This is a genomic window from Streptomyces herbicida (genome assembly GCF_032656585.1).
GTDB classification, from domain to species: domain Bacteria; phylum Actinomycetota; class Actinomycetes; order Streptomycetales; family Streptomycetaceae; genus Streptomyces; species Streptomyces herbicida.
Genome location: NZ_JAUYWJ010000010.1, coordinates 276172 through 302728, shown reverse-complemented (window position 1 = coordinate 302728; position 26557 = coordinate 276172). Strand labels below are relative to the sequence as shown.

The window sequence follows — 26557 nt, the reverse complement described above, 5'->3', positions numbered from 1 at the left end:
TCGGCCTCGATCTGCTTCGTTGATCATAAGAGGGTGAACTCAGGGCCGCGCAGACGGGCTCGGGGAGTGTGTGTCCCACGTCACGCGCCGACGGCAGCTCTCCGGTCAGGATCCGGAAATACCGGCGCGGGCTTCCTCGGTTGTCGTGTGCATCCGCGATTTTCGCTGGAGGCGGACATGGACCACACCCCAGAGCGCCGGGAGAGGTGACGGCGATGAGTGTCCTCACACCGGGCATACTGCATGCCCGTCCCGGCCGTCGAAGGGCGACCAGGGACACACGGGCGGCTCGGCGCCGTGTCGTACTGGTTCTCCTGGTGGTGGGCCTGGACGCGGCGGCCGTGGTGATGCTGCTGAGCCGGCAGCTCCCCAACGCTCTGGCCGGAGTGCTCCTGGCCACCCTCGGCTGGCTGACCGCCGGGCGCACGGCGACCCGGTACCCCGCACGGACGCGCGGGCCGGGCGAGGAACCGGTCCGGCGATGAGCCAGGCAACCAGCAATCCGGCGACGGCCGCGCCGCTTCTGGAGACCGCCCCGCCGATACGCTCCGCCCCTGCACGCCGCCCCGGCCGGAACGATCAGTTCGAGCGGCGCCGTCGGCACACCATAAAGTTGCTGGCCGCGTCCGCGCTGGGGCTGATTCCCTGGACGGTGCTTCTCGGCCTGACGCTCCCCTCCGACTACCAGGTCCACTCCTGGCGGGTGACCTGGGTCGGCTTCGACCTGCTGCTGCTCGCCGCCTTCACGGCCACGGCCGTCCTCGGTATCCGCCGGCACCGCGCCGTGGTGATCCCGGCACTGGCGACCGCGGTGCTGCTCGTGTGCGACGCGTGGTTCGATGCGTCACTCGCCGTCGGCACCCCCGACGTCTGGGCGTCCGCCGGGCTGGCCGTCTTCGTCGAACTGCCCACGGCGGCCTACATCTTCCGCCGCGCCTACAAGCTCCTGCACCTCCAATGGTCGTCAAGCCGGCCGACGGGCTGCCCCGACGCGGATCCTCCGCGGCCACGCCGATCGGGGCCGACGAGGGGCCGGCTCTCGGGCTGACGGCCCGAAATAGCAGAGCCGGCGCGTCTCTCCCGAGGTGAACCGATCCCCCGGGATCTTGAATCCGCTCGGCGGGACGGTGCCCGCTCCGGTCGATTTTCCTGCTCACGGCCACGGCCGAGTGCCTCTCGCGGTGGCACGATAGAGGAGGGCATCACCCTTTTGAGGGGGTGTGGCACATGGCCGTATCGGAAAAGCCACCAGCCGCGGGAACCCATCGGCCGGGGCTGAGGCGCGAAATCGGCTTCATCGGGCTCATCTGGGCCTCGGAGGGGTCGATCATCGGATCCGGGTGGCTGTTCGGCGCACAGGGAGCCCTGGCGGCGGCCGGGCCCGCGGCGATCATCTCCTGGGCCATCGGCGGCCTCGCGATCCTGATCCTGGCACTGGTGCACGCCGAACTCGGCGGGATGTACCCGGTCTCCGGCGGGACCGCACGCTTCCCCCACTACGCCTACGGCGGCGCCGCCGGCGCCTCCTTCGGCTGGTTCTCCTGGCTGCAGGCGGCCACGGTGGCACCCATCGAGGTGCTGGCGATGATCACCTACGCCCAGCACTACTCCTGGGCGAGCGGCTGGGAGAAGATCAAGGGCGGCGAGCACGTCCTGACCCCGCTCGGCATCGCCGTCGCGGTGGGACTGATGGCGATCATCACGGCCATCAACTTCCTCAGCATCCGTCTGCTGGCCCGGACCAACAGCGCGGCAACCTGGTGGAAGGTCGGCGTCCCGCTGCTGACGATCTTCGTGTTGGCCCTTGCCCAGTTCCACACGAGCAACTTCACCGCGGCCGACGGATTCGACCCCTACGGGGCCAAGGGCATCCTGTCCGCCGTCTCCACCAGCGGCATCATCTTCGCCCTGCTGGGCTTCGAGCAGGCGGACCAGCTCGCCGGCGAGAGCGCCCACCCCAAGCGGGACATCCCGCGGGCGGTGATCGGATCGATCGTCATCGGCATCGTGATCTACATCCTCCTCCAGATCGCCTTCCTCGCCGCGCTGCCCGCCTCCCAGATCGGCAGCCACTGGGCCACCTCCGCATTCACCGCCCTGAGCGGTCCGTTCGCCCAGGTCGCCACGCTCATCGGCCTGGGCTGGCTCGCCACGATCCTCTACCTCGACGCCGTCGTCTCCCCCGCCGGGACCGGCCTGATCTACATCACCGGATCCTCCCGGGTCTCCTACGGTCTCAGCCGCAACGGCTATGTGCCCACTGTGTTCGAGGCCACCAACCGGCGCGGAGTGCCCTGGGTCGGCCTGATCACCGCGTTCGTCATCGGGTGCATCTGCTTCCTGCCCTTCCCCAGCTGGCGCTCCCTCGTCGGACTGATCACCAGCGCCAGCGTGCTCATGTACGCCGGCGCTCCGCTGTCCTTCGGTGTGTTCCGCAGGCGGCTGCCCGACGCGCACCGTCCCTACCGGCTGCCGGGCGGCAGCTGGATGTCGCCGCTGGCCTTCATCGTCGCCAACCTGCTGATCCTGTGGTCCGGTTGGACCACCGACTGGAAGCTCGGCGTCGCGATCCTGATCGGCTACGTCATCCTGATCGCCAACCGGGTGTTCAGGATGAACCCCATCACGCCCCAGCTCGACCTGCACGCGGCCCAGTGGCTGCCCGCCTACCTCATCGGCATGGGACTGATCGTCTACCTCAGTGACTTCGGGCCCCTCAAGCACCCGTGGTTCCCGCTGTGGTGGGACATCGCCGTCACGGCAGCCTTCAGCCTCGGCATCTACTACTGGGCCATGGCGGTCGCCCTGCCGACGGAACAGATCCAGCACATGGTCGACCAGGTGGTCGTGCCGGAGGAAGAGGGCGTCGTCTGAGCGTCAGGGCACCAGCTCGGACATCACGGCGAGCGGCAGCGCCGGGTTCGCGGCCGCCGCTTCGACCACCCGCCAGTCGTCGTCGGCGAGCAGGTCGATCATGACGTCGGGCGGCAGGGCCGGATGCCGGGCGGCTATGGGCCGGGCCTGCCGGTCCGCGAGGCAGGCCAGCAGCGCCGACGGCGTGGCGTTGCGGTGCCGGGCCACCACTCGGAACGCCTTCTGCACCGGCGGTTCATGCCGTGTCAGCTCCTCCAGCAGCGCGGGTGGCGTGTCCGGGTTGGCCGCCACCTTGGCGGCGACCCGCACGCCGTGCCGGTCGATCATGGAGCGCAGCTGGGCTTCGGACAGTCCCGGGTGTCCCGCGATGGACTTGAGCACCTTCGCGTCGGGGTCGACGGCCAGCGCGTCGCGGATCTCGTCCGGCAGATCACGTCGTTCGGCCACGAGCATCCGCACGCCCGGATGCTGGGACTTGGCCAGGTCCGTGACCTCGGCCGGAGAAGCGGCGGCGATCCGGGGCAGAAGGGTCGAGCCGATCTTCGCGGTGCCGACCAGGCCGGTGAGCAGGTCGAGGGGCACGTTCGGGTTGAGCGCGACGCTGCGCCGCACGTCCGGACTGGGGTCGGTGGCCAGCGCGCGCATCACTGCCTCACTGAGCACGGGATTCTTCGCCAGGTCGGCTCGGACACCGGGAGCGGGATCATCGGCAAGCCGTGCGCAGTGCGGCGGCGGCAGATCCGGGCGCGCGGCCAACTCCCAGCGCAGCACCGGTGAGGCGTGGTCGGCAAAGCCGATGAGGACGTCGATGGGCGTGGCCGGGTTGCGCAGCGCCCGCTCCTGCAGCGCGTACAGGCTGGACTGGTGGGAACCGTCGCACGCGGCGCCCGGCGACAGATCGCAGTCGGGCCGAGGGCAGTTCGCATCGTGCACGAAGGGCGTCGCCTCGCGGTCGCAGACCAGGCACCGCTGGGCCGGCGGTATTCCCTCACCCGCAACCAGCATCGCGAGGACATCGGGCGGCGTCGACTCGTTGGCCGCCACCGCGCTGCGGACTTCGGCGTGCGGGTGCCGGGCGAGCCGGGCCGCCATGTCCGGCGTCGTCCACAGCGCGAGTTCCGCGACGACGCGTACGTCCGGGTCGGCGGCGAGTGTCTCCAGGACGTCGGACGGAAGGCCGGGACAGGCAGCAAGTCTCTCCCGGTGCTCCACGACCGGGTCCGTGGCGAGCCGACGGGCCCACTGCGGGGTGCCCGCGTTCTCTTCGAGCAGGGCGAGCGCAGCCCGCGGGTGTGCCACCGGATCTATGTCGGCGGCGGTCAGCCTGCCCTCGTAGGCAAGATGCACCGCCGCCTCCTCGACTCGCCCGGCCAGTGCGACCGCCTGGGCACGGCTGAGGTCGTGGCGGTACGCCAGAGCCTCGGCGAGTTCGGTGTCCGCGATCTCGATCAGCCTGTCGACCAGTTCGGTCGGCAGGGACGGGTTGACGGCGAGCCCGCACAGCACATGGTTCACGGGATTGTCCGTTCTTCGTGCAAGGCCTTGAGGGCGACGCGTTCGCGGACCTCGTCGATGTCGAGAATCCTGGCGTTGATCTCCTGACCGACGATCTCACCTCGCCGAAGGGTCTTACGGAAGGCCCAGCTCCGGTCGGCCGGCGTCGGTTCGGTCCGCCACCGGGCGCGTACCACTCCGCCCGCGTCGGGCACGACGGCGGTGAACGGAAGCACACGCTCGTCCGCATACACGGACAGGAGTGCAGCGGCCGCGACACCCGAGATCCGGTCGGCCGACTCCGGATGTCCGCTCTCGTCGGCGACGATGCTGTGGATCCGGCCGTCCTTGTCCTGCCGGACACCTTCCACGAGGCCGTCGGCGGGGAAGGCCCCGAGGACCGCGTCGATGTCGGAGGACAGGTCCGGCCACACGGCCAGCCGGGCGCGGGGAGCGATCCCGGCCCGTACCGAGTCGATCGTGTCGGAGGCGAGGCGGTGCCCTCGTGAGGCGCCTTCGACGTAGGTTTCTTCCAGGATCCCAGGCTGTACGGGGAAGCGGGCAGGCGTTCCGTGAAGAGCCCGAGCGCGCGGGTCCGCGCCGGCGCTTCCTCGCAGGGCCGGTTGCTGCCGATGCAGAGGTACTGGTCCCATCCGATGTGCACCGTGAATGCGCCGTCCACTTCCAGCCGGCACCAGGCTCCGCCGTCGCGCAGCATGACCCGCACCGGCTCCAGCCCCATGGCGAGCGGTGTCTCCGCTCCGTCGTGGAAGCCTGCCAGACCGGCCAGGAAGAGTCCGTCCAGGCCGAAGCCCCTCATGGGGGGCTCCGCACCGAAAAGCACATGCCTCAACGGCCTCAAGACACGCCGACTCGACCTCGCCGTGATCGCTGACGACGTCCTCGGCGCCGGTGTAGTGGCCGTGTTCGTCACGCTCGGTGGGGCCGTACTTGGTGACGCGGTAGACGCAGGGCAGTGGCACAGCCCCATGCTCCAGTACGAGACCCGCATCGGCCGAGGGGATTTCCGCGGGAGGGGAGCACGAGGCATCCGATGGGGCGCTTTCGGGCCTGGCAGACTGCACGGTGTGAAGACCCTGACACCCGAACGCGCCCTCGTGCTGGTGACCGCGGGCATAGCCTGCCTGGTGACCGCATTGGGCGGACTTCTCGGCGCTCTCCTCGGCGGCTGGATCGTGGCACTTGTCGTAGGGGTGTTCGCCGGGGCTGGTTCCGTCGTCGGCGCCTTGGTCGTGCGGCGGCGGGCCATGGCCGGTTTCAGTGCCGCCCGGCAGGAGGCGACGACGCGCGGCTACGCCGACGGCATCGCGCACGGCGTCCTCGTCGGCGTGGCCAACTACCAGGCGGCCGTCTTCCCGATGAACGTCGGTGGCGTCACGGACGACGAGCGCGCCGCGCGCCGCACCGTCGCCTATCGGCTCGCGGCCGAGGACGAAGTGCCCCATCCGGTCCGTGAGGCCGCGGCCAATGCTCTCGCCGCGCTGGACGACGAGGATCTCGAACGGGTCCGGGATGCCATGTCCAAGCTGTATGCCGCAGTGCACGACCAGGTCATTTCCCGCAGCGGGGGCTTCGACGTCCGTTAGGGGCGCCCCGTTCAGTCCCGCAGTGGCTGCACACCGGGAGGCACCTTTCCCTCCCGTTGCCTGCCCCGTCCCCAGCGCCGTCGCACCGCCTCGGACACCCGCTCACGCTCATATCCCGTGTGGGTCACGAACGCGTCGATCACCTGCGCGGCGGGCCGATGCGGTGGCACGGCCATCAGCGCCGCCTCGTATCCGTCCGGCAGCGGCGGTGCCACCACGGCGACTTCGTCCCCGGAGCGCAGCCGCAGCACCACCGCCCGCAGCCGGTCCTCGTCCTCGGGTACGGTGCGCAACCTGGCGTGCACAGGGTCCTGCGCCGGCGAGTACAGCCGTACGTGAGCCAGCAGCGCCCCGCGTTTGTACTCCTGCCAGCGGCCGAAGCCAAGGCTGCGGGACGGCGGCTCCTGCCACGGCCGCAGCGCGTTCAGACGCTCCAGCAGGCGCCGCAGGAAGTCCCGTACGGCCGGCTCGTCATGCGGCTGCCAGGACAGGTCCTGCTCCCAGGCGTCCACGGCCAGGACCGCCTCGATGCCCGCGTACTGCTCCTCGATGGTGAGGTCGTAGATCGGCTGCTCCATGACCATGCGGGCGATGCGCTCGACTTCTTTGTCACTCAACTCCCGGCTGAACTGCAGGCAGTAGAGGATCGCCGTGACCACCCCGAGATGCATACGAACAGTATGACCGCCCAGGCTTTTCAGGGCGTCCCGATACCGCGGGGACGACCAGTCCCCTCTCGTAGGCGAGGATCGTGGCCTGGACCCGGTCGCGCAGCCCGAGTTTGGACACATGGACCGCAAGCAGCAGGACGACCACCAGCAGCCCGGGTACCGCGGCGCGCGGGGGCCCGCCGTCGCCGGCCCAGCGCGACGGTCTCCACGGACAGCGCGTACACGACGCCGATCATGCCCGGGGCGCCGGGCGGATCGGCCGGCCCCACCCCCGGCACAGCCAGGTCATTTGTACGGCCGCCAGCACGGTAGGCAGAAGCCAGTTGCGTATCGTCTCCATGTCGCCACGAGCGTCAGCGGATTCCGGCGCAGGACGTCTGCCCTCGGGGCGAGACCGGTCCCTACCCAGCGATAGAGGCACCGGTCGTGCCGCAGGGCGATGCCGGAATGCGAAGTCGGCGGGCAAGCTGCCGCTATGACACATCCGCTGCTCCCGCAACCCCTCCCCTACCACCGGCTGGCCCGGCTCTCGGTGCGGTACCGATGGTGGCGCCCGCTGGTGGGGACCCTGTTCGTGGCCGTTGCCTACGTGATCACGGTGGGGGTACTCGACGCCGTCATCTCCGGCTGGGGCTCCAGCCAGGGATACCCCGAAGCACCTGATGGAACAGTGGAGTTCGGCCCCGTGCCGGACACCGCTGTCGACCTGCTGCTCATCGCCGCGGGGATACCTGTCGTCCTGCTGGCCGTGCGCTGGATCGGCCGACGCCCGGCGGGCACGCTCTCCTCGGTCACCGGCAGGGTGAGATGGCGTTGGCTCGCCCTGTGCGCGGCGCTGGCCGTGCCCATCTTCGGCCTGGCGATGGGCGGCGTGCTCCTGTTCCCCGTGCCGAGGGACCGGAGGCCCGGTGGGCCGGTTGGGACGTGTTCGCGCCCGCGTTGGCCATGCTCGTCGTACTGGTGCCGTTGCAGGCGGCCGCCGAGGAGTATGTCTTCCGTGGCTGGCTGACGCAGACCGTGGGCGCGTTCCTGCGTTCGCCCTGGTGGGCGTTGCCGCCCCAGGCCCTCCTGTTCGCCGCCGCGCACGGCTGGGGCACGCCCTGGGGCTTCGCCGACCTGGCCCTGTTCGGGATGGCGGCGGGCTGGCTGACCTGGCGCACCGGCGGTCTGGAGGCGGCCATGGCGCTGCACACGGTCAACAACCTCCTCGCCTTCGCGATCTCGGCCGCCGTCGTCGACGGACTCAAGAGCGACGACACCGCCGCCGACGCCGGCTGGCAGCTCGTGGCGCTCGACGTCGCGAGTATCGCCCTGTACACGGCTGCCGTGGTGTGGCTGACGCGCCGCCGTCCGCCGGTCCGTACGGCCCCCGCACCACTCCCGCCCGCGCAACCGGTCCCCTTCGCCGGGCCGTACGGGCCCCTGCCCGGTCCGTCGGCACCGTTCCCCTGGCCCGGGCAGCCGGCATCCGACATACCTGTTCCGCCCGCCCACCCGGGCGCGGATCCGGGAGCACGAGGCGCTGGCCGAACGTGAGGGGAGAGGGTGCCGACCTCGCTCTGCACACGGCGATTCAGTCGGCCTTGCGCGCCACGCCCCCGTAGAAGCCGATCTCGGCGGATCTGGCCGGCGGCGGGGCGTCCGGGCGCCAGAACGGAACCTGGGCCAGGCCCGGCTCGACCAGGTCGAAGCCGTCGAAGAATCGCTCCACCTCGGCGCGGGACCGCAGATTCAGCGTGGCTGTGGCCCTGTTGTAGACGGCCTGCGCTCCAGTGCGATCGGCGAAGTCGCCCGTGGCGTGCGAGAGCACCAGGAAGCTGCCGGCGGGCAGTGCGTCGCGCAGGGTGGCGACCACCTCCGCGGGCTGCTCCGCGTCGGTGAGGAAGTGCAGGACGGCGACGAGGAGCAGGGCGACCGGCTCGTCGAAGTCGATGACCTGGCGGACGTCGGGGTGTTCCACGATGGCCCGCGGGTCACGCAGGTCGCCGAGCACGATGCTGGTCGTGCCGGACCGGCTCAACAGCGCGTTGCCGTGCGCGCTCACGATCGGATCGTTGTCGACGTAGGCGACGCGCACGTCCGGTGCCACCTCCTGAGCGATCTCGTGCACGTTCGGCGAGGTGGGCAGCCCGGTACCGACGTCGAGGAGCCGGCGGACACCGCTGCCGACGACGTACCGGACGGCCCGCTGCATGAAGGCGCGGTTGGCCCGCACTCCGATCCGGACCTCGGGCGCCGCGGCGGCGAGCTCGTCGCCGGCCTCGCGGTCCACCTCGTAGTTGTCCTTGCCGCCCAGCAGGTAGTCGTAGATCCGGGCAGGATGCGGCCTGCTGGTGTCTATCGTCTCGGCACGCAAACCGTCCTGGGTCACGCTGCGCTCCTCTCGGCGGACCGTCACCACGGCCCCTCGCCCACCACCGGGTACCAACAGTTTCGCACACCAACTACCGTGCGTGGGCGCGGAGTTGCACGTACGGAGACCTGATCCATGCCCCCACAGCCCAGGCGCTCGGCGCTGTCCTGAAGGGCAGGCCGTCGCCGACCGACGGCCGACGCGAGAACCTTCTCAGTCCCTCGCGTCGACGCCGACACGCGGGCACAGTTGCCATGGGGCGCAGCGGCTCCGAGACGTCGGACCAGCAGTCGGTCACCGAACCCTCGTCCAGCGACAGGTAGAGGTTGGAGCTGTCTGAAAGGTCATGAAGTCCCGTGGCATTGTCAGGGCATGGGCCGCGAGGGCTTCTGTCACGGCGTCGCCCCGTGGACCGGGTGGAGTCGAGGGGCGGCAGACCGTGGCGCACCATACGGCGTCGAAACCCACCGAGGACAAGTCAACTCCTGATCGTTCACCGGACATGGGCATCCCCTCTCTGATCACTGGAAGCGGAGTTGTCGGCGTCAGCGTCTCAGCGGGCGATCCCGTGGGCACGGGTGGTGATGGCGGGCCGTACACTCGGCAGCCGCTGCAAAGCGGTTGAAACCGCCGATCGGAAGGCCACGTTGCCCATGTTTCAGGACGCCCCCATCTATCACCAGCTCATTGCCGAGCGCGGTGACGTGCCCGCGCGGGTCCGCGACGCTGCCGCGAGCATACGGCGCGACCTCGAGGCAGTGATGCAGACGGGGCACTCCATCGGTTCCTTCGAGACCGGCACGCCCGTTGCAAGACCGGCCATGCCGTCGCACCCCGCGCTTCCCCCCGCCCCACCACTGCTATGACGGCCTGAGCGGCGGCCACCGTTCCACGCGGCGAGGACTGCGGGGTGCTCCTCGCTGTCCTCGCTCTGCATCCGGCTGCCCTAGGGGTGTTCGAAGAGCTGGAGTACGCCTCCGAGCGAGAAGCACAGGGCGCCCGTGAGTGCCGCCACTGACACAGCTTCCGCCATCCTTGCCGGCCATACCGACATGCTCAGCACATAAGGGACCGGGAGTGAGACGCTTGGGATGCAAGTCGCCAGGGTGTCGAGAGGGGCGCAAGTGGATCTGGACGCTGTCGCCGACGAGCTCTACGGGCTGCGGCCCGAGGACTTCACCGCCGCCCGCGACCAGCGCTCGGCGCGGGCCCGCGCGGACGGGGATCGCGGTCTGGCGAAGAAGATCGGCGAGCTACGGCGGCCCAGCCTGTCGGCCTGGGCAAGCAACCTCCTCGTACGCCACCGGCCCGATGAGGTCGAGGCCGTCATCAGGCTCGGCGAAGGGCTGCGACGGGCTCATCACGACCTGGACCGCGCGCAGTTGCGCGACCTCGTCCTCCAGCAGCGGACAGTGGTCAACGCGCTGTCACGGCAGGCCCGGCAGTTGGCCGCCCAGAACGGTCACCCGATCGGCGAGGACGCCCGGCGCGAGGTGGAAGCCACCCTCCACGCCGTCCTCGCCGACCCCGACGCCGCCCGGCAATGGGCCGCCGGTCGGCTGGTGAAGCCCTTGAGCGCCGCGGCCGGCTTCCCCGCCGTCGGCAGCGCCGCGTTGCGCTCCTCCCGTGCGGGCTCCGTGGCAACCTCCCCGCCGCCCGCGCCCGAGACCCGCAAGGACCGCGCCGCGGACAGGGAAGCCCGGGAACGCCTGACTCAGGCCCGCAAGGGCGCGAAGGATGCCGAACGACAGCTGCGAGCCCGGCGGGACGAGGCGGCGACCGCCATCCGAGAGGCGGACGAGGCACAGCGGCGACTGGATGAAGCCCAGCGGCACGTCCGCGACCTGACCGAGGAACTGAAACGCGCCGAGGACGAGCTGCGGCGGGCCCGGACGACTCGGCACAGGGCGAAGGAGCGGGCCGGTGAGTGCGACCGCGCGGTGCGGGAGGCCAGGCTGCAGGCCGAGGAGGCGGCGGTCCGTGCTCAACAGCTCGAGAGGCACGGGCGGGACGCCGACACAGGCGCGTAAATGCGCCGGGGCGCTGTTTGGGAGGGCGTCCGTTCGAATCCGACCGTCCTACCCGTGCCCAGCCATCACGAAGGACGCCTGTCAGGGCTGATGCCCCGCCAGGCGTCCTTCGCCGGTCGGGCGTCGGGTCGGCGCGTCCGGCACACCGGTCGGTGTCAGTCGAGGAGCAGAGGGTTGGGCAGCGCGGCCGCGGGGTGCATGCGGAGGAGGGTGTGGAGGACTCCTGAGAGTCCGGACATGAGGCTGGGCGAGAACGCTTCGCGGGCCAGGCCGCCGACCGGGCCGCGTTGTTCGAGGCCCGTGAGGATCTCGCCGTCGAGGTCTGCCGGGTCGCCGAAGTTCATCGACGTCAGGAACTCCCAGAGGCCGAGGTCGCCGTGGCACAGGGTGTGGCTCCAGCCGAAGCCCTCGGCGGCGCAGGCGCGTGCCGCGCGCCGGGCCATGTCGAGGTGGGCGGGATCGCCCGTGCGCCGGTGGAGGTCGAGCATGCCGATGCCGACGCCCGCGCTGCCGTGGCACCAGCTGGTGAAGAAGTCCTCCTCGGCTCCGATGCGTACGTCGAGCCAGTTGCCGTGCTCGGGCTGGTAGAGGGACTCCTGGTAGGCGAAGGCCCGCTCGGCGAGGTGGGTCCAGCCGCGCCGTTCCGCCGCGGAACCCGCGTCGCTCAGGGCGAGCCGGGTCAGTGCCCAGCCGATGCCGGTGGCGCCGTGGGCGAATCCGCCGATGCCCTCGGGGTTGAGCCGGGTCGTCCAGCGGGCGCCGCTCACATCGACGGCCGCCAGTCCGGCCAGCCGGCGGCCGATGTGCGCGGCGGCGCCGAGCCAGCGGTCCTGCCCGGTCGCCGCGGCCAGGTTGAGCAGGGGGACGATTCCGCCGGCCGCCCCGTTGAGGAGGTCCACCTCGATGTCGTCCTCGACCAGTCGCCCCTCGGCGAGCAACAGCGCTCTCTCGGCGGCCCGCTCCAGCAGCCGGTCCTCACCGAGCACCCGGTGCAGCGCGAGCCACGTCCACACCTGGGAGGCGGCACCGCTGAACGCCCCCGGTGACGGCGTCGGCGTCTTGTCCTCGGTGCTGAGCAGCACCCGTAGTGCCCCCTCGTACGTCTCGGCGACGCCCGGCACCTCGTCCGCCCTGCCTGCGCGCACCTCGGTCACGTACTCGCCGAGGGTCAGGGCAACCCCGCCCTGCCCGGTGTAGAGGTCGGCGGGGAGCACCCTGATGGACCACCCGGCCGGGGTGAAGACGGGGCTGATCCAGGTGACCGTGCCGTCCTCGCCGCGTACCGCCCCGTCACACAGCCGCCGTACCATCTGCGCGGCCAGCTTGCGACGGCGCCGCTCCCGGTCGCGGGCGTGCGGGTCATGGGCGGTCTCCTGCACCCGCGCGGGCAGGGAACGCTCATTGAGGTAGGCGCCGACCAGCGCGTCCTGGATCACCGACTCCTCCAGGGCCAGGTCCGCGGTGCGCCAGTCCTCGACCGTGGTCCGTACGGCCGCCGTGTCCACGGTGAAGGTGAACATCGGCACGTCGCCCGCCAGGAGTTCCGCGATCTCGCCGTCGATGGTGGCGCGGTCCGTCGGTGCACCGGGCAGCACCTCGGCGTTGCGCAGCAGGATGTCCCGGGCGCGCTCTACGGCCGCCGCCTCGTCGTGCAGGGAGGCGGGGTGCCACAGCATCCGGCCGATGTCGACGTACGCCTGCGTGGGCCGCAGGATCCGCCGCGCCCGGGCGCCCTCGAAGCGGCGCAGCAGCAGATGCGGGTCGGTTCCGGGCCGGTGCAGATACGCGGTCATCTCGCGGAAGCCGGCCAGGATCCGGTCCCAGTACGCGCTCAGCACCGGGGTGGGGCTGGGGTGGTTGCCCGCGCCGGGCATGGCCACCAGGTCCACCTCGAAGCGGGCCGCAGCGGTGCCGCCCTCCGCGATCACGGGATTCGGGATCAGCGGCTGCTGGCCGGGCAACGCCCCGACCCCGGAGATGTCCACCCCTCCGAGCGCAAAGCCGGTGCCGCGTACGGGCAGCAGTCCGGTTCGCAGCACCGTACGGCGGATGGCCGCGGCGGCCACGTCCACTGCGTCGCCGCGGCCACTGGGCGGGAAGGGCGCGGGGGCGTCGAAGAGTGTTTCGGCGTCCACGATCACCGGCACAGGGCCCGCGGCGATCATGTTCTCGGCGTGCATGTCGGTGCCGCCGGTGAAGCGGAGGACGGCCAGCCAGTGACCGACGTTGCGGTAGAACGCGGCGAGTTCGGCGTCGTCCGCGCAGTAGCGGTGGCGGACGAACTCGGCCCAGCCGTAGCCCTCGCGCGCCAGCGTGTGCGGCACCCGTATGCGCTCGTGCGGCGCCGGGGCACCGGGAAAGCCGTCGAACAGCTCGTCCAGCAGCGCGCCCAGTGCCACATCCGCTGCGGAGGGCCGGGGCTTGTACATGACGCTTCCGCCGGCGAAGTCCACGCGGCTGACGGTCAGTCCGCCCCGATGACTGTCGCCCGCCCCGAACGCGACCCCTCGCAACTCCTCCGCCGGCGCCCCCAACAGCGGCCGCAGCACCTCGCGGTCCGCGGCGAGCCGTTCGGCGAACCCCGCCGTCGCCGCCACCGACAGCCGTGCCACGGCCGCGATCCGCGAGCCTACGGTGGGGTATCGGCCGGCCAACCGGTCGAGATAGTCCTCCTCGCAGGCCTGTTCGATGAACGAGGCCCACGTTTCCGTGTCGGAACCGGCCCCGGCCGCGCCCTCGCCGTCGGGCCGGGCGCCCGCCGCCATACGCAGTGCGTGCAGTTCGATCAGGAACAGCCGGGACAGCTTCGCGTGCAGGGACCTGAGCAGGGCGGTGTGGCCGGCCTCCAGCACCACGTCCCGCTCCGCCGGGCCCAACGCGTCGACGGCAGCCAGCCGCCGGGCCAGCTCCTCCCGCCAGGGACGGGCGATGCTGCGCACGGGACGGGTGAACCACTCCGTCTCGTCGCTCTTTCTTCCCCCTCCCGTCTCGTCCGCCTGTTCCGTCTGTTCCGGCGCCGATCCGCTCACCCGTCCACCGTCCCCATTCCGCCGCGCGTCCGCGCCCTGCCGGGCGCCCCGAACCAACGCGGGGAACCGCGCGACCGGCCGTGCTCGGCACGCAGTTCCCCACGCTCCTGTCTTCGGACCTCACTTCGTGGTGGCGCCCCAGGGTCTGGTGACGCCCCGGGCGATCAGCAGCACCAACTGCCGCGCGACCCGCTCGGGCTGGAACAGAAGCCGTAGAGGGAGTCGCTCGGGTCGGTGAGCGCAGCCTCGGCGGCGGCGCCGCCGACGTAGAGCGGCCCGGCGGGGTTGATCTGGCCGTACGCGCTCTCGGCACCCGACAGCCAGGCGTCGAGCACGGCGGCGGTGTGAACACTGGTCTGGGGCATCAGCGGCCTCCGGACGTAGGAAATCGGGCGGATTGCCCAGCCCTGAGTATCACCGGCTTCGAACACCCGTCAGACGACTAATCCAGCCACAGTCATGCGTTGTTCGTGGGGTGCGCCGTGGCCCGTGAGACGGCCGGTGCGACGGCACGGCCCCCGGCATCGCACGCGCCCAACTCGGCTGCGCCGCAAGCCGGATCTTCACAGTCATAACTCTGTTTCCCCACGGGACGATCACCGATTAGGCTCCGCAGCGCGCACGGCGGGCGCGAACAGCAAGGTGGGGGGGGCGGACATGGCCGACGATTTCGCCGAATCCGAGAGGGGCCCGAGTGCGGGCGTCCAGGCAACCGCGGCAGTGGTGCTCGTGGGAGGCCTGATAGGTGGTATGTGGGGGCTGGGGGAAGTCACCGGGCACAATGACAGTGACAGCGAGCCCGCCGTCTGCTCGAGCACTCATACGAAGAAGCAGTCGTCGAAGCGTGTGTCCGGAGCGCAGCTGTGCACGGCGCTGAACCGTCCGGACCTGCCCACGCTGCTGGGAACGCCGACGGAGCACGCGGAGAGCGCATCGGGCGGCGAAAGCGAGATCAAGTTCGCCGGCGGCACCAAGATCGCCACTCCCGAGGCGGACGTGACGCTGCCCAGCTACTCCGTGAAGCTTTCGGCTTCCTACGACGATCTGTCGGTCACCGAGATGACCGACCTCATGGGCCGGAACGCGCAGAAGCAAACGGTCCTGGGGCATCCGGCGGTCCTCTACTCCGACCGGACCATCGCCATCACGTTCAACGGCAGCAAGGCCGATACCGGCCCCGGAGGCATCGCCCGCTGCCTGATGGTCGCCCGCAACCCCAAGGACGGCGGCGGCTCCTTCGAGGTGACCATCTGGCGCCAGGACGACGTGCCGCCCGACGACGCGGCGTTGTTCCGCGTCGCCGAGCGGGTGCTGCCGACGGTGCCGGGCTGGACCGTCGGCTGACTACGGCACCCCGAGTTCGAAGAGGGCGTAGCCCGCGTAGGAGCCGGAGGCCAGAGCGGCGATGCCGAGCAGCGTGCACTGGAGGGGCAGGCTGAGGCGGCGCAGGGCCATGGCGAGGGGGATGAACAGCGGGAAGGCGGGGAGCAGATAGCGGGAGACGTTGCCGAAGATCTGCTGGCTGCTCAGGACCAGGACGATGGTGAGGACGGTGTGGACCACCAGCACCGCCGGGGGCCGCAGCCGGATGAGCAGGGGGATGAGCACGAGGGCCAGCAGTACCGTTGAGACGCCGATGACGTCCTCGAAGGGGAACGCGAAGAGGTAGTCGAAGTGGCCCACCGGGACGGATGTCAGCACATCCAGGGTCTGCCGGCCGTAGTCGAACTCGTGCCCCCAGGCACCGGCCTGGAGCTTGAAGTAGCCGCCGTAGTCGCCCATTCGGTGGCCGACCCAAGCCAGATATCCGAGCAGGCCGAGCGGTGCCAGGGCCATCGCGGTCAGCGGACGCAGGACGCCGTCCCGGCGGTGGCGCAGCGCGATGACCGCGGCGACGGCGAGCGCCGCGATCAGAGCGGCGGACGTCGGGCGATTGAGTCCCGCGGCGCAGGTGAGAAGGCCCGCGGTGAGCCAGCGGCGGGTGAGTACGGCGTAGCAGGCCCAGGCGGCGAGAGCCACGTAGAGGGAGTCGGAGTAGACCGCCCACTCCACGCCGGAACCGGGCCACACGGCCCACAGGCCGGCGGCGGCCAGCCCGGCCCGCGGGCCACCGAGCAGCGCGGCCACCGCGAAGATCCCCATGGCCGCGACGAACGAAGCGACGACCGAGACCACGAGGCCCGCGCCGTACGGGCCGAGTCCGGTGATCTCGGAGGTGAGCCGCATCAACGCGGGGTAGAGCGGGAAGAACGCCGCCGAATTGCCTTGGAGGGTGATCAGTCCGGTGGCGCCGGGGACCGGTACGAGCTCGGGGTGGTATCCGTGCACCGCGATCTGCTGGTACCACCAGCCGTCCCAGGTGCCCAGGACGTCCCAGGCATGCGCTCCGCCGCCGAACCGCGGGTGCTTCCTCCGGTAGTCCCCGGCCGAGTTCAGCAGGTACATGAAGGCGCAGAAGCCGGTGAGCTTCAGGGCGCCGTACAGGGCCAGGGCGGGTGCGTAGTGTCGGGTCGTCTCGCGTATTCGGTGGCCGGGGCCGGGAGTTGGAGGCGACGGGGGTTCCTGGCCGGGCAGGGCGGCCGGGGTGAAGGTCAGCGTCGTGTCGGCGCGGGTGTTCATGAAGCGGCGGGTCCCGTCAGGTGTCGGCGGGGCCGGGCGCGGAACACCCAGGCCCGCATGAGCAGGAACCGCAGCAGTGCCGCGGCGAGATGGGCGGCGGCCAGTACGGCGAGTTCGGCGCCGTGGCCGGCCGTGGGCGCCGCGAGGTGCAGGGCGGCGAGCGAGCCCGCGGTCAGCGTCAGGCCCACGACGAAGGTCACCAGTCCTCTGGCCTGATGGCGCAGCGCGCCGTCCCGGCCACGCAGCCGGAAGGTGAGTCGTCGGTTGGCGGCCGTGTTGACCATCGAACAGACCAACAGCGCAAGGGCGTTGGCGGCCTGCTGCCCGGCGGCCGGGCGCAGCGCCGTGAACAGCAGCAGATGCGCGAGCGTGCTCGCCGCTCCTATGACCGCGAACCACGCCAGTTGCCGGGCCCGTCCGCCAGGTGGCTCACCGGCTCTGCCCCGAGCCAGCGCGGCCCATGGGAGCGTGCCACGGGTCAACGCCCTGGCGACCCGGGCGATACCGCGCAGATCGGCGAGCACGGTGGCGCGGATGTCGACCCGGCTGTCCGGGTCGTCGATCCAGTCGACCGGCACTTCATGGATACGCAGCCCGGCACGTTCGGCGATCACCAGCAGCTCGGTGTCGAAGAACCAGCCGGAGTCGCGTACGAGGGGCAGCAGCCGCTCGGCGACGTCGCGCCGTATCGCCTTGAATCCGCACTGGGCATCCGAGAAGCCCACGGCGAGCGTGCAGCGCAACAGGGCGTTGTAGCCGCGCGAGATCACCTCCCGCTTGGGTCCGCGGACCACTCGCGAGCCGGGGGCCAGACGTGTGCCGATGGCGAGGTCGGAGTGGCCCGAGATCAGTGGGGCGACGAGGGGCAGCAGCGCCGCCAGTCCGGTGGACAGATCCACGTCGACATAGGCGACGACAGGAGCCCTCGAACCGGACCAGGCCGCGTGCAGCGCTCGGCCGCGTCCCTTCTCGGGCAGTCGTATCCACTCCACCTCGGGCAGTTCCCCGGCGAGGCGCGCGGCGATCCGCGGAGTCGCGTCGGTACTGGCGTTGTCGGCGACGGTGATCCGGAACGGGTAGGGGAACGTCTCCCGCAGGTGCGCGTGGAGCCGCCGCACGTTCGGCTCAAGGTCCGTCTCCTCGTTGAACACCGGCACCGCCACGTCCAGGACGGGCTCGTCGTGGTGCGTCGGCAGTGGTGACCGTGGCGGCAGAGGGGCGATGTCCAGCGCTGAGGCCGACCTTGGATTCGTCACGTTCTTCCTTGTTTGTGATCGTTCGCAGGGCATGCCGAAGGCACACCGGGGTGCTGGGTGGATGAGGGAGGGCGGTGCACGGCCGGGCGGCGCAGGTGCCGGGTAGGGTCCGGGCGCGTGCCGCGCCTGCTATCCGCTCGGACTGACCACCGACGAGGGGTCGCTCGACGTCTCGACCTGTTCCGTCGAGGACGCCGAGGGCGGGGGTGGGGTGCGCGTGCTCCTGGAGGTGGCCGTGCCCGTCGGCGCGGTCGCGGGTGGATTGCCTGGGTCCGAACTTCCGTCCGTGGCAGGCGGTGCGGTGGTCGTCGGCGGGCCGTCGGTGGACGGAGGGGTCGTCGTCGCCGACGAGGAGGGGGTCTCGCTCTCGGTGGCGTCGGGCGTGGGTGACGTGGTGGCGGGGTCCGACGGGCTGGCCGCGGGTCGCGGGTGGGGCCCGCTGGGTTCGTCCCTGACCGGGGTGTGGGGCCACAGGAGGATTCCGATGCCGAGTCCCGCGACCGCCAGGGCGGAACCGGCCGCCCGCTGTACCGCTCGGACACGCCTGCGGGACCGCACACCGGCTCGCAGCCGCTCGCGCTGCACGGGTTCGAAGGGAGTGTGTTCCTGGGCGCTGTGCATCAGCTGCGCCAGCTGCCGCTCGAAGTGATCCATGGCTCCTTCCTCACCTCACCGGCTCGATGACGTCGGCCAGGAGCTGACGCAGCCGGGCCACTCCACGGGAGGCGTGGGACCGCGCGGTGCCCACCGGGCAGCCCAGGACCTCAGCGACCTGCCGGTCGGGCAGGTCCTGGTAGTAGCGCAGGACCACGGCCGCCCGCTGCCGCGGACTCAGCTGGGCGAGTGCTGCCTCCAGCCGCGAACGCTCGACCACGGTCGCCGACATGTCACCCGTCGCCGCCACCTCGGGCAGTTCCTCCACGGGACGCTCGCCCCACCACCGACGCCGGGCAGAGCGTCCGGCGGCGCGGGCCAGCACCTTGCGTACGTACGCCTCCGGCGCCTCGTCGGCGATCTTCGGCCAGACGAACCACAGCTTGACCAATGACTCCTGCAACAGATCCTCGGCCCGATGCCGATCACCTCCGGTGAGCAGACGGGCCAGATGGAACAACCCCGACCAACGGGCCGCCACGAATTCGTCGTACTCACCGGCCCGTGTCTGCTCCATCCCTGCGGTCCCCGTTCTTGCCGGCTGCCTACATCAGGGAAAAGGCACTGGCCCGCCCGCGGCGCTGCATCCGGCGGGCGTGATCCGCGTCACGTCAGACCCCGGGCATGCCGATGGACGTCACGCCGGGCATGCCGATGGCCTCGGACCGCTCTCGCGATCCGAGGCCATCGGAGTGGACGGGTCGGGGGCCGCTCAGCCCTGGCCCGTCAGCCATGGCGCGCCTGGCGTCAGCCTTGGCGCGCCTTGAAGCGCGGATTCTTCTTGTTCACGACGAAGGTCACGCCCCGGCGGCGTACCACCTGCGCGCCGGGCTTGGACTTCAGCGAGCGCAGAGACTTGCGCACCTTCATGGCTGACTTCTCCTCTCCATGGGGAGCCGGACCGCGGCCGGGCTCAGCGGCCGGCCGATGCGGTACGGCCGTATCGCCGCTCGAACCGCTCCACCCGGCCGGCGGTGTCCACGACGCGGGTGTTTCCGGTGTAGAACGGGTGGCTGGCCGACGAGATCTCGACGTCGATCAGCGGGTAGGTGTTGCCGTCCTCCCACTCGACCGTCCGGGTCGAGTTCGCCGTCGAACGGGTCAGGAACGTGACATCGGCGGCGCGGTCGCGGAAGACGACCGGGCGGGACTCGGGGTGAATGCCGGGCCTCATGGGCTTTCCTCCTCGTGCGTGCGCGGCGGCAGCGGTTGCGGCAGCGGCCGGGTTCAGCGCTCTTCGCGGAACAGGACGTGCGCCCCCGCCACTCGGTCGTACTTGCGCAGTTCGAGCCGGTCAGGGTTGTTGAGACGGCTCTTGCGCGTCACATAGGTGACTCCGGTCCCCGCCGTCGACTTCAGCCTGACCACGGGGCGCGTGTTGGTGCGTGCCATGAGTTCCTCCTTCACTCACATCCCGATCTTGACCCGGGCATGTCAGCTACCGATGTAACAGCTGCTCTCGTCGCCGCATTCCCGGGTTCCGGGTGGGAGGTGAGGAGCTGTACGTACACGGGCCGGGGACGCCGTCCCCTCCACGATCACGGCCCGTACAACCGGACCAGCCCCGCAACCATTCCCTCCCCGGCCGCGGCGGCACCGCCCCTGCCGGTCGGCCGGCTCCGGCCCGCTCCGGCACGGTCACAGACCGTGCCGCGACCTCACCGGCCAGTCGCACGCTCGGGCGAGCCCATCGGGTGCGTTCAGTACCCCAAGGCAGGAAGGTCGGCCAGGCCCGTGTCGCGCATGATGCGCTCGACGAGGTGGTCCATCCGGTACACCGACCCCGCTCTCCGCGCTGGTCGGAATCCCCGATCTCGCGTGCGACCAGCACGAGCCGCAAGGGCTGCCCTGCCCCTCCCCCTTGTCGCTCCTCGGCCATGACCGTGGGTCCCATCATCGCCCGCGAGCCGCGCGGCTATCCCGAGGAACGGGTGCTGACCTCGGTTACCTTCAACGGAACCGGCAGCGCGCCGGACTCCAGGATCGTGGCGAGTCGCTCGGCCTCCTGCTTGTCGAAGCTGCCTGAGATGTCCGCTCTACCACCAGTCAGGCTCTGGCTGACGTACGGTGCGGACACCACCGCGCCGTCCAGGACGATGGCGAACTCGTTCTGCGGCGCTACTTGTCGGGCCAACTGCCCGGTGAGTGCGGCCAACGCCCGGGCACCCTTCGCATCGAAGTCGAGCCGTACCCGCCAACCGCCTGCCTGCGAGTCGTACACCGCCTTGGCCGAGGCTACGTCTGAACCGTCCAGCGCCGTCGGGCCCAGCAGGTATTTGGTGTTGCGGCCGGAGGTGTTGCCGTCGGCGCCGCAGGCGACGATCAGGTCCTGCGGTCGGTCGTCCCCCGAGGCGCCTGCCCGCTGCTCCGGTTTGGCACAGTCCAGCGCGGCGTACTTCTGCTGGAGCGCCGCGTCGGGCTGCCCGGGCGATCCCGTAGTCGGCGCCGCACTGGCACTGGCACTGGGATAGGCACTGGCACTGGCACTGGCCGACTCGGCGGTGCGCAAACGCACCCCGTCCGTCACGGGACGTCCCTGCTCCGGATGAGGGCTGCTCGACGGCTGCGGTTGGCCCGGCACCTCCGTGGCCACCACGGGCCGGAAGCGGAGTCGTCCGGTACTGCCCAACTCCCGTAGTCGGTCCGTGCTGGAGGCGGGACCCGTGACGACGACCGAGTCGTCGCGCATCTCGACCCGCACGCCGGTGAGCCCCTGCGCCGTGGCCCGTCGGCGCAGCCGGTCGGCGGTCCGGCGCAGGGTGTCGGCTTTCAGCTGGGACGTCCCCTCGAAGGTCACGGTCGCCTGTGCCCCGCCGGTCGGCCCGGAGGGCTCGGCGGCAGGGCCCGAACAGGCGCAGAGCGCCATCGCGGTGACGACAGGGAGTACGGCCATGGTCAAGGCGTGACGGCAGCGCATGGACGGGATGGTTCCAAGGTCGGCCCGGCATGCGTACCCAATGACAGACCATGTTTTCTCTTTTTCCTTTGCTTTCGCTCGGCTTCGCTTGCGCGCGAGTGCGGTTCGGCTTCTTCCGGCCCTTCCGGCTCCTCTGGGCGTGCGCCAGGGGCGCGTGCGGCCGGGCGCACGCCTTGATGTGCGCTCCTTGGCTCAGTGTGCTTCCGCGCGTGGCGTCTGTGGCACGAACTCCGATGTGGGCCTGGTACCGAAGTGCTTAATGTGGTCGCGGCCCATAGGGGGCGGGCAGCCAGTGCCTGGGGAGAGACCTGGCCATCACAGGGGGACAGCACACGGGATCAGGTCGCGGGGCCGTCGTAGCAGGTCAGCAGGGCCGTCGTAGCGCCCAATTGCGCATGCCCGCCGGAAACCGCAGCCATGAGCCATGCGTCAACGCGGAGTTACCGCGCGCGGTCCGAACCACCCGTGCGCGACGTCGTGTGACGCGGTGCGGCTGCAGCACGACAGGTAAGAGGGACGGGCAATGGATCTGAACAAGCAAGAGCGGCGCGCGAGGCGACGGTGGGGCGTCGTCCCGAAGTGGCTGGAGGTCCTCGCGGTGTGCGCCGCCACGATGGCCGCGGGCTTCTTCGGTGGCCGGCAGACGGTGGTCCTGACGGGCGATCCACGACCGGCGGTCACCGTGACCGCCACGGCCACGGTCACGGCGAGTCCGCAGCCGGAGGTGAGCCAGGCGGGCGGCGGCTCCGGCACCGCCACCGACAGCAGCACACCGACCTCGGACGAGACGACGGCGACCGACACGGCTTCGCGGGTCTACCTCGCCGACCTCGATTCCGTGGACAGCGTGGGTGACGTGAGTGCGCAGCCCATCACGATCCGCGGGCACCACTACGCCAAGAGCATCCGGCTCGGCTGCGACGCCACCGGAAACAGCGTCGTCTACAGCACCAGCGGGTACAGCAGGCTGCAGGCCAAGGTCGGCATCCTGGCCGACTCGCACAACGCGATCGGTTCCATCGGGACGATCAAGGTCGCGAACGCGGCCGGCAATCCGATCGGGAACGAGGTGACCGTGAAGTCCAGTGAGGTGGACGACCTCTCGCTCGACATCTCCGGCCAGGACCAGGTCCGGATCACCTGTGTCATGACGAAGTCGGGTGACGAGTCCAGCACGTACTTCTTCAGCGGTCTCGGCGACGCGACCCTGTCCTGAGCGCCGCAGGCCTCGCAACCCAGGAAGGGGAGTTCATGCCTCCTCGTGCCGACGTCGTCGTCTTCACCGCGCTCGGCGTGGAGTCTCTTGCGGTCCGGGAACACTTGACAGGCCCCCTGGTCGAGCACGAGGCCGGCGGTGCCCTGTTCGAGGTGGGAACCTTCACCGGTCTGCACGCCGAGTGGCGGGTGGCCTGTCTGGAGACTGGTGAGGGCAACGTCGCGGCCGCGGCCCTCTTCCAGCGGGCGGTGGCGGAGTTCCGGCCTCGCCATGTGTTCTTCGTCGGCATCGCGGGCGGTCTGAAGGACGTCGTACCGGGCGACGTCGTCGTGGCCCGGTACGTCTACGACTACGAGCGCGGCAAGGACACGGAGGACGGGTTCCGCGCTCGTATCACCACCCATCTGTCGACATTCGCCCTCGTGCAGCGGGCTCAGGCCGTGGCCCGTACCCCGGACTGGCGCAAGCGGATCACGGCCCCGCCGCCCGGGGGCGAGCCGAGGGTGTTCGTCAAGCCGATCGCGGCGGGCTCCAAGGTCGTCGGACATGAACGGTCCGCCACCGCACGTCTGCTGGCCGAGCACTGCGGTGACGCGGTGGCGGTGGAGATGGAGGGCCAGGGCTTTCTGCAGGCCGCCTACTTCAACGCGGGCCTGGAGGCTTTGGTCGTGCGGGGCATCTCCGACCGGCTGTCCGACAAGGGGGAGCACAACGACCGTGTCTGGCAGCCGGCCGCGTCCCGGCACGCCGCCGCGTTCACCTTCGACGTCCTCAGCCGACTGCAGCCGCCGGAGCCCCGGGGACACGGCCTGGGCCGGCCGGTGACGGACATGCGAGCGGTCTCCCGTGCGGCCGAGGGCCAGTCGACGATCGGGTTCGGCCCCGACCACACGGTGGTCGTGGTCTCCGGAAACGGATCCGTGGAACGCTGGGACCTGGACTCGGGTGAGCCGTTGCCCGGAGCCCCCGGCGGAGGGGATCTGCGCTTCGGTCATCAAGCGGTCGTCTCTCCTTTCCGGCACAGCGTCGCCGTGGCCCGTCGGCAGAGTCTCGACCTGCTGCATTTCGCCGGGAGGTCGGGAGAGCACCGCCACTGCTCGGTACCGCTCGGTGGGGAGGAGTTCCTGGTGGCCGGGGGCGGGGACGTCCTCGCCACGCACGACCGGCATCGGGTCGCGCTGCGCGGTTTCGACGACGGCAGGATTCTCCGGGAGGTTCCGTGCCCCTCCGGTCTGGCCGCCTCGTCCATCAGCACGGACGGCTCCGTGGTGGCGCTGGCGACGACCAACTCGGTCCACGTCCATCGCCCGGGGATGCCCGCGACCGAGTGGCCGATTCGCAACCGCCTGGAATTCCTGCGCCCGGGCTGCTGCGTGGCCGTCTCCCCGTCGGGCGCGTACGTCGCCTGCGCCACGTTCCGTGAACTCGTCGTCCGGCGGATCGCTGACGGATCCGTCGTCCTGCGCCGCGACTTCAGCGGACAGGAGAGCCGTGACGGCCTGGGTGCCAAGGGGATGCGTCTGCTGTGCACGGACGCCGGCGGCGTGCTGTGGCTGCGGCGTGGACGGCTCTGCCAGGTCACCGACAGTCCAGAGATCCGTCATCTCGAACAGGCGGGCCGCTACGACGACTTCGCCGTCCACCCCGACGGCGGTCTCCTCGCTGCCGCGGGGAGCCAGAACCTGGTGCGTGTGTGGCAGTGGAGCGGATGAACCGCACCGCGCGGCCGGCGATCCGCTTCAGGTACGCACCTGCGAGGAGACCTGGGGCGCACCCGCCCAAGCGAGCAGGACCACCGAGCACACTGCCGCGAGCGCACACCAGGTCGAGACGAACTCCAGACGCCACAGGGTCCAGCAGACGAGCGCGCCGACGGCCACCACGATCCCCAGCACCACCAGCCGCCGGTCACCGGCCAGGAGCAACGAGCCCACCGTGGCCAGCAGGTAGCCCGCGACGAGCAACTGCGGATGGGAAAGGTGGACCGCGTAGCCGACTGTGCGGCCGCGGATCTCGGCCGTCACCGGGCCGGTGGCAACGGCGTACAAGAGCACCGCGCCCGTCAGCACTCCGACGGTGAGGGGAAGGATCAGCCGGGGCCGGGCCTGCCGTGGGGCGGCACACACCACAGCCACCGGCACGTAGACGGCCAACAGCGGTAGCGCGATGACCGCCCAGACCACGGTGGCGGGTCCGCTGCCCCCGCCCGCTTCCCAGACCATCGACTCGACGATCTGATGGGCCCCGAGCAGCAACGGCAGGGCGGCGAGCGGAAGATCCCGGCTCCTGCGCACGCGTGCCACACAGGCCACCCCTACGGCCGCCACACCGGTGCCGGCCACGAGATCGGCCGTCGCACTCCAGCACATCACGCCACCATGAGGTCCGTCGTCGTGCGCCTCCGCCCTCGCCGCGGACCACGCTACGTCCTTGATACCCAGGCGGCCCGGGTGACACGACAGCCGCCCCGAGCTACCCCTCGTCACCCGGGGATGATTGGCTGGCCCCGGCCATCGCACCCCGGCCCCACCGGGCCGACCCGCAGGAGGACTCCGCACCATGAGCAACCCCTACACATACGAGTACAAGGTCGTCACCTTCCGGGAGTCGCTGATCGGCGACGCCCTGGACAGCGACAAGCTGGAGAAGGTCCTCAACAAGCACGCCGAGGACGGCTGGGCCCTCAAGGCCATCACCTCCGCCGACGTCAAGGGCCGCATAGGCCCCGGAGCCGTCGAGGGCCTCCTCCTGACCTTCGAGCGCCCGCGCGGCTGACGACCCCGGACCGCGGACCACGCCACGCACCCGGCGGCCCAGAGGAAAGCGGGCGTGCCGGGTGCACCGCACTCGAGCGTGCCGGGTGCTGGATGAGCCCTCCGGAAGCAGGCCTACGATCATCCCCATGAGCGCGTGGAACGAGAGTCTTGATGCGGCGGGGATCCTGGACCCGCAGTTGCGAAGCGACTACGACGCTCAGCGGAGGCTGGTGTCGCGCGGCCGCCGCACCGCTTATCTGGCGGCCCGGTTGCTGTTGCCGCGGCCGTCGCTGCCGCACGTGGTCGCGGCAACGGCCGTGATGCATCACGGTGACAACCTGCTGGACTCCGGTCCCGAAGCGCAGCGGTTCGCGGCCTGGGCATCGTGGGAACAGCAAGTTCGCAAGGGGCTGGACGCGGGGGCGAGCGACGATCCGCTGGTCCGCACGCTCGTGCACTCTGCCGCCGCTCATCCGCGGCTGCGTGAGGCGGTGGAGTCGTATCTGTGCACCGCCACCGCGGATTTGGATTTCAACGGCTTCGCCACGGAAGCCGACTACCAGGCCTACCTGGACGCCTATTCGCTGCCGGCTTTCATGCTGGTCGCCGTGCTGCTGGGGCCGGAGACCGACAGTGCTCCGTTCCGGGCAGCCTGCCGGACGCTCATCGACGGAAGTCAGCGGCTGGACTTCGTCAACGATCTCGCCGAGGACCTGCGAGAGGGGCGGATCGGCATCTCCGCCCAGGCACTGGAGCGCCACGCCGTCACGCTCGAGGACCTCGCCAAGGGCCGGGAGCCGGCGGGTCTCGGCGAGCTGGTGAACCACCAAGTCGCCGCGGCCCGGGCGTCCTTGGAGGCCGCCCGGGAGTTGCCCGCCTTGACCACGGCTCCCGGCCGGGTGCTGTTGACCGCCCTGGTCGACATCGAACTGCTGACCGCGAAGGCGGTACTCGCGCGGGGGCCACGACTGCTGCACGGCTCGGCGAGCCCGTCACCGGTGGCTGCGTTGCGGGTACTCATCAGCGCCCGTCGGCGTAAGTAGACTGCGGCGGAACGGGGAGCAGACGCGCGCGAAGAACG

General features: G+C 70.8%; 26 protein-coding genes. 11 read left to right on the top strand and 15 right to left on the bottom strand.

Annotated features, from left to right (window positions below; translation table 11 throughout):
• Positions 1-215 precede the first annotated feature (215 nt).
• From Q8A52_RS22630 to Q8A52_RS22620, 3 genes are all read left to right on the top strand, one after another.
• Positions 216-485 carry a hypothetical protein gene (locus tag Q8A52_RS22630; RefSeq protein WP_316754522.1) on the top strand — a complete coding sequence of 90 codons (270 nt, stop codon included), beginning with the start codon at positions 216-218 and terminating at the stop codon, positions 483-485.
• Positions 482-1048, top strand: a complete 567-nt coding sequence (locus Q8A52_RS22625; RefSeq protein WP_316754521.1) for a hypothetical protein — start codon at positions 482-484, stop codon at positions 1046-1048. Before Q8A52_RS22630 ends, Q8A52_RS22625 begins: the two co-directional genes overlap by 4 nt.
• A 179-nt stretch (positions 1049-1227) precedes the next feature.
• The gene (locus Q8A52_RS22620) at positions 1228-2874 is read left to right on the top strand and encodes an APC family permease (RefSeq protein WP_316754520.1); all 1647 of its coding nucleotides are present in this window, start codon (positions 1228-1230) and stop codon (positions 2872-2874) included.
• 3 nt (positions 2875-2877) lie between these two features.
• On the opposite strand, the gene Q8A52_RS22615 is transcribed toward Q8A52_RS22620, so the two are convergent.
• Together Q8A52_RS22615 and Q8A52_RS22610 are read right to left on the bottom strand one after the other, a co-directional pair.
• A complete protein-coding gene (locus tag Q8A52_RS22615; RefSeq protein ID WP_316754519.1) occupies positions 2878-4389 on the bottom strand; it encodes a hypothetical protein in 1512 nt (503 codons plus the stop codon).
• Positions 4386-5021, bottom strand: a complete 636-nt coding sequence (locus Q8A52_RS22610; protein WP_316754518.1) for a hypothetical protein — start codon at positions 5019-5021, stop codon at positions 4386-4388. The genes Q8A52_RS22615 and Q8A52_RS22610 overlap by 4 nt, the downstream gene beginning before the upstream one ends.
• Before the next feature lie 435 nt (positions 5022-5456).
• Between Q8A52_RS22610 and Q8A52_RS22605 the strand changes: the two genes are divergently transcribed.
• Complete coding sequence (locus tag Q8A52_RS22605; protein ID WP_316754517.1) at positions 5457-5975, top strand: hypothetical protein; 519 nt, start codon at positions 5457-5459, stop codon at positions 5973-5975.
• An 11-nt stretch (positions 5976-5986) separates the two neighbouring features.
• On the opposite strand, the gene Q8A52_RS22600 is transcribed toward Q8A52_RS22605, so the two are convergent.
• Positions 5987-6646, bottom strand: coding sequence for a hypothetical protein (locus Q8A52_RS22600; RefSeq protein WP_316754516.1), 660 nt, complete (start codon positions 6644-6646; stop codon positions 5987-5989).
• A 924-nt stretch (positions 6647-7570) separates the two neighbouring features.
• Between Q8A52_RS22600 and Q8A52_RS22595 the strand changes: the two genes are divergently transcribed.
• Positions 7571-8182 carry a CPBP family intramembrane glutamic endopeptidase gene (locus tag Q8A52_RS22595; RefSeq protein ID WP_316754515.1) on the top strand — a complete coding sequence of 204 codons (612 nt, stop codon included), beginning with the start codon at positions 7571-7573 and terminating at the stop codon, positions 8180-8182.
• Between the two features lie 37 nt (positions 8183-8219).
• Here the strand turns inward: Q8A52_RS22595 and Q8A52_RS22590 are convergent, their stop codons facing one another.
• A complete protein-coding gene (locus Q8A52_RS22590) occupies positions 8220-9017 on the bottom strand; it encodes an SAM-dependent methyltransferase (RefSeq protein ID WP_316754514.1) in 798 nt (265 codons plus the stop codon).
• A gap of 1106 nt (positions 9018-10123) precedes the next feature.
• Between Q8A52_RS22590 and Q8A52_RS22585 the strand changes: the two genes are divergently transcribed.
• Positions 10124-11029, top strand: coding sequence for a hypothetical protein (locus tag Q8A52_RS22585; protein WP_316754513.1), 906 nt, complete (start codon positions 10124-10126; stop codon positions 11027-11029).
• A gap of 155 nt (positions 11030-11184) precedes the next feature.
• On the opposite strand, the gene Q8A52_RS22580 is transcribed toward Q8A52_RS22585, so the two are convergent.
• Positions 11185-14058 carry a type 2 lanthipeptide synthetase LanM family protein gene (locus Q8A52_RS22580; protein ID WP_316754512.1) on the bottom strand — a complete coding sequence of 958 codons (2874 nt, stop codon included), beginning with the start codon at positions 14056-14058 and terminating at the stop codon, positions 11185-11187.
• Between the two features lie 164 nt (positions 14059-14222).
• Positions 14223-14423: a DUF6229 family protein gene (locus Q8A52_RS22575; RefSeq protein ID WP_235453360.1), complete on the bottom strand. Its 201-nt coding sequence runs from the start codon at positions 14421-14423 to the stop codon at positions 14223-14225.
• A gap of 94 nt (positions 14424-14517) precedes the next feature.
• Between Q8A52_RS22575 and Q8A52_RS22570 the strand changes: the two genes are divergently transcribed.
• Positions 14518-15402: a DUF6215 domain-containing protein gene (locus Q8A52_RS22570; protein ID WP_316754511.1), complete on the top strand. Its 885-nt coding sequence runs from the start codon at positions 14518-14520 to the stop codon at positions 15400-15402.
• Here the strand turns inward: Q8A52_RS22570 and Q8A52_RS22565 are convergent, their stop codons facing one another.
• From Q8A52_RS22565 to Q8A52_RS22530, 8 genes are all read right to left on the bottom strand, one after another.
• The gene (locus tag Q8A52_RS22565) at positions 15403-16677 is read right to left on the bottom strand and encodes a hypothetical protein (RefSeq protein ID WP_316754510.1); all 1275 of its coding nucleotides are present in this window, start codon (positions 16675-16677) and stop codon (positions 15403-15405) included. It abuts the gene before it with no gap.
• Positions 16674-17933 carry a glycosyltransferase gene (locus Q8A52_RS22560; RefSeq protein ID WP_408649234.1) on the bottom strand — a complete coding sequence of 420 codons (1260 nt, stop codon included), beginning with the start codon at positions 17931-17933 and terminating at the stop codon, positions 16674-16676. Before Q8A52_RS22560 ends, Q8A52_RS22565 begins: the two co-directional genes overlap by 4 nt.
• 129 nt (positions 17934-18062) lie before the next feature.
• Positions 18063-18587: a hypothetical protein gene (locus Q8A52_RS22555; RefSeq protein WP_316754509.1), complete on the bottom strand. Its 525-nt coding sequence runs from the start codon at positions 18585-18587 to the stop codon at positions 18063-18065.
• A gap of 10 nt (positions 18588-18597) precedes the next feature.
• Entirely contained in the window at positions 18598-19104 is a 507-nt protein-coding gene (locus tag Q8A52_RS22550) for a SigE family RNA polymerase sigma factor (RefSeq protein ID WP_316754508.1), read from the bottom strand.
• A gap of 230 nt (positions 19105-19334) precedes the next feature.
• Positions 19335-19457 carry a type B 50S ribosomal protein L36 gene (gene ykgO, locus Q8A52_RS22545; RefSeq protein WP_046586208.1) on the bottom strand — a complete coding sequence of 41 codons (123 nt, stop codon included), beginning with the start codon at positions 19455-19457 and terminating at the stop codon, positions 19335-19337.
• 43 nt (positions 19458-19500) lie between these two features.
• A complete protein-coding gene (locus Q8A52_RS22540; protein WP_316754507.1) occupies positions 19501-19761 on the bottom strand; it encodes a type B 50S ribosomal protein L31 in 261 nt (86 codons plus the stop codon).
• A gap of 53 nt (positions 19762-19814) precedes the next feature.
• Positions 19815-19979, bottom strand: a complete 165-nt coding sequence (rpmG, locus tag Q8A52_RS22535; protein WP_316754506.1) for a 50S ribosomal protein L33 — start codon at positions 19977-19979, stop codon at positions 19815-19817.
• Positions 19980-20502: 523 nt separating this feature from the next.
• Entirely contained in the window at positions 20503-21480 is a 978-nt protein-coding gene (locus Q8A52_RS22530) for a SecDF P1 head subdomain-containing protein (RefSeq protein WP_316754505.1), read from the bottom strand.
• 547 nt (positions 21481-22027) lie between these two features.
• On the opposite strand from Q8A52_RS22530, the gene Q8A52_RS22525 reads away from it, so the two are divergent.
• The gene (locus Q8A52_RS22525; RefSeq protein WP_316754504.1) at positions 22028-22720 is read left to right on the top strand and encodes an NPCBM/NEW2 domain-containing protein; all 693 of its coding nucleotides are present in this window, start codon (positions 22028-22030) and stop codon (positions 22718-22720) included.
• A 35-nt stretch (positions 22721-22755) separates the two neighbouring features.
• Positions 22756-24432: a 5'-methylthioadenosine/S-adenosylhomocysteine nucleosidase gene (locus tag Q8A52_RS22520; protein ID WP_316754503.1), complete on the top strand. Its 1677-nt coding sequence runs from the start codon at positions 22756-22758 to the stop codon at positions 24430-24432.
• Between the two features lie 27 nt (positions 24433-24459).
• On the opposite strand, the gene Q8A52_RS22515 is transcribed toward Q8A52_RS22520, so the two are convergent.
• Positions 24460-25089, bottom strand: coding sequence for a DUF6629 family protein (locus tag Q8A52_RS22515; protein ID WP_316754502.1), 630 nt, complete (start codon positions 25087-25089; stop codon positions 24460-24462).
• 190 nt (positions 25090-25279) lie between these two features.
• Here Q8A52_RS22515 and Q8A52_RS22510 point away from each other — a divergent pair, with 190 nt between their 5' ends.
• On the top strand, positions 25280-25495 hold the full coding sequence (locus tag Q8A52_RS22510) for a DUF4177 domain-containing protein (protein WP_316754501.1): 216 nt from the start codon (positions 25280-25282) through the stop codon (positions 25493-25495).
• Positions 25496-25622: 127 nt separating this feature from the next.
• Positions 25623-26519, top strand: coding sequence for a squalene/phytoene synthase family protein (locus Q8A52_RS22505; RefSeq protein WP_316754500.1), 897 nt, complete (start codon positions 25623-25625; stop codon positions 26517-26519).
• The last annotated feature ends 38 nt before the right edge of the window (positions 26520-26557 follow it).

Coding starts and splice junctions, on each gene's coding strand:
- Q8A52_RS22570 (WP_316754511.1), top strand. CDS start 14,518: ATGCGTTGTTCGTGGGGTGCGCCGTGGCCCGTGAGACGGCCGGTGCGA.
- Q8A52_RS22510 (WP_316754501.1), top strand. CDS start 25,280: ATGAGCAACCCCTACACATACGAGTACAAGGTCGTCACCTTCCGGGAG.
- Q8A52_RS22600 (WP_316754516.1), bottom strand. CDS start 6,646: ATGCATCTCGGGGTGGTCACGGCGATCCTCTACTGCCTGCAGTTCAGC.
- Q8A52_RS22620 (WP_316754520.1), top strand. CDS start 1,228: ATGGCCGTATCGGAAAAGCCACCAGCCGCGGGAACCCATCGGCCGGGG.
- Q8A52_RS22610 (WP_316754518.1), bottom strand. CDS start 5,021: ATGGGACCAGTACCTCTGCATCGGCAGCAACCGGCCCTGCGAGGAAGC.
- rpmG (WP_316754506.1), bottom strand. CDS start 19,979: ATGGCACGCACCAACACGCGCCCCGTGGTCAGGCTGAAGTCGACGGCG.
- Q8A52_RS22530 (WP_316754505.1), bottom strand. CDS start 21,480: ATGGCCGTACTCCCTGTCGTCACCGCGATGGCGCTCTGCGCCTGTTCG.
- ykgO (WP_046586208.1), bottom strand. CDS start 19,457: ATGAAGGTGCGCAAGTCTCTGCGCTCGCTGAAGTCCAAGCCCGGCGCG.
- Q8A52_RS22505 (WP_316754500.1), top strand. CDS start 25,623: ATGAGCGCGTGGAACGAGAGTCTTGATGCGGCGGGGATCCTGGACCCG.
- Q8A52_RS22525 (WP_316754504.1), top strand. CDS start 22,028: ATGGATCTGAACAAGCAAGAGCGGCGCGCGAGGCGACGGTGGGGCGTC.
- Q8A52_RS22575 (WP_235453360.1), bottom strand. CDS start 14,423: ATGCCCCAGACCAGTGTTCACACCGCCGCCGTGCTCGACGCCTGGCTG.
- Q8A52_RS22565 (WP_316754510.1), bottom strand. CDS start 16,677: ATGAACACCCGCGCCGACACGACGCTGACCTTCACCCCGGCCGCCCTG.
- Q8A52_RS22630 (WP_316754522.1), top strand. CDS start 216: ATGAGTGTCCTCACACCGGGCATACTGCATGCCCGTCCCGGCCGTCGA.
- Q8A52_RS22515 (WP_316754502.1), bottom strand. CDS start 25,089: ATGTGCTGGAGTGCGACGGCCGATCTCGTGGCCGGCACCGGTGTGGCG.
- Q8A52_RS22625 (WP_316754521.1), top strand. CDS start 482: ATGAGCCAGGCAACCAGCAATCCGGCGACGGCCGCGCCGCTTCTGGAG.
- Q8A52_RS22540 (WP_316754507.1), bottom strand. CDS start 19,761: ATGAGGCCCGGCATTCACCCCGAGTCCCGCCCGGTCGTCTTCCGCGAC.
- Q8A52_RS22550 (WP_316754508.1), bottom strand. CDS start 19,104: ATGGAGCAGACACGGGCCGGTGAGTACGACGAATTCGTGGCGGCCCGT.
- Q8A52_RS22555 (WP_316754509.1), bottom strand. CDS start 18,587: ATGGATCACTTCGAGCGGCAGCTGGCGCAGCTGATGCACAGCGCCCAG.
- Q8A52_RS22520 (WP_316754503.1), top strand. CDS start 22,756: ATGCCTCCTCGTGCCGACGTCGTCGTCTTCACCGCGCTCGGCGTGGAG.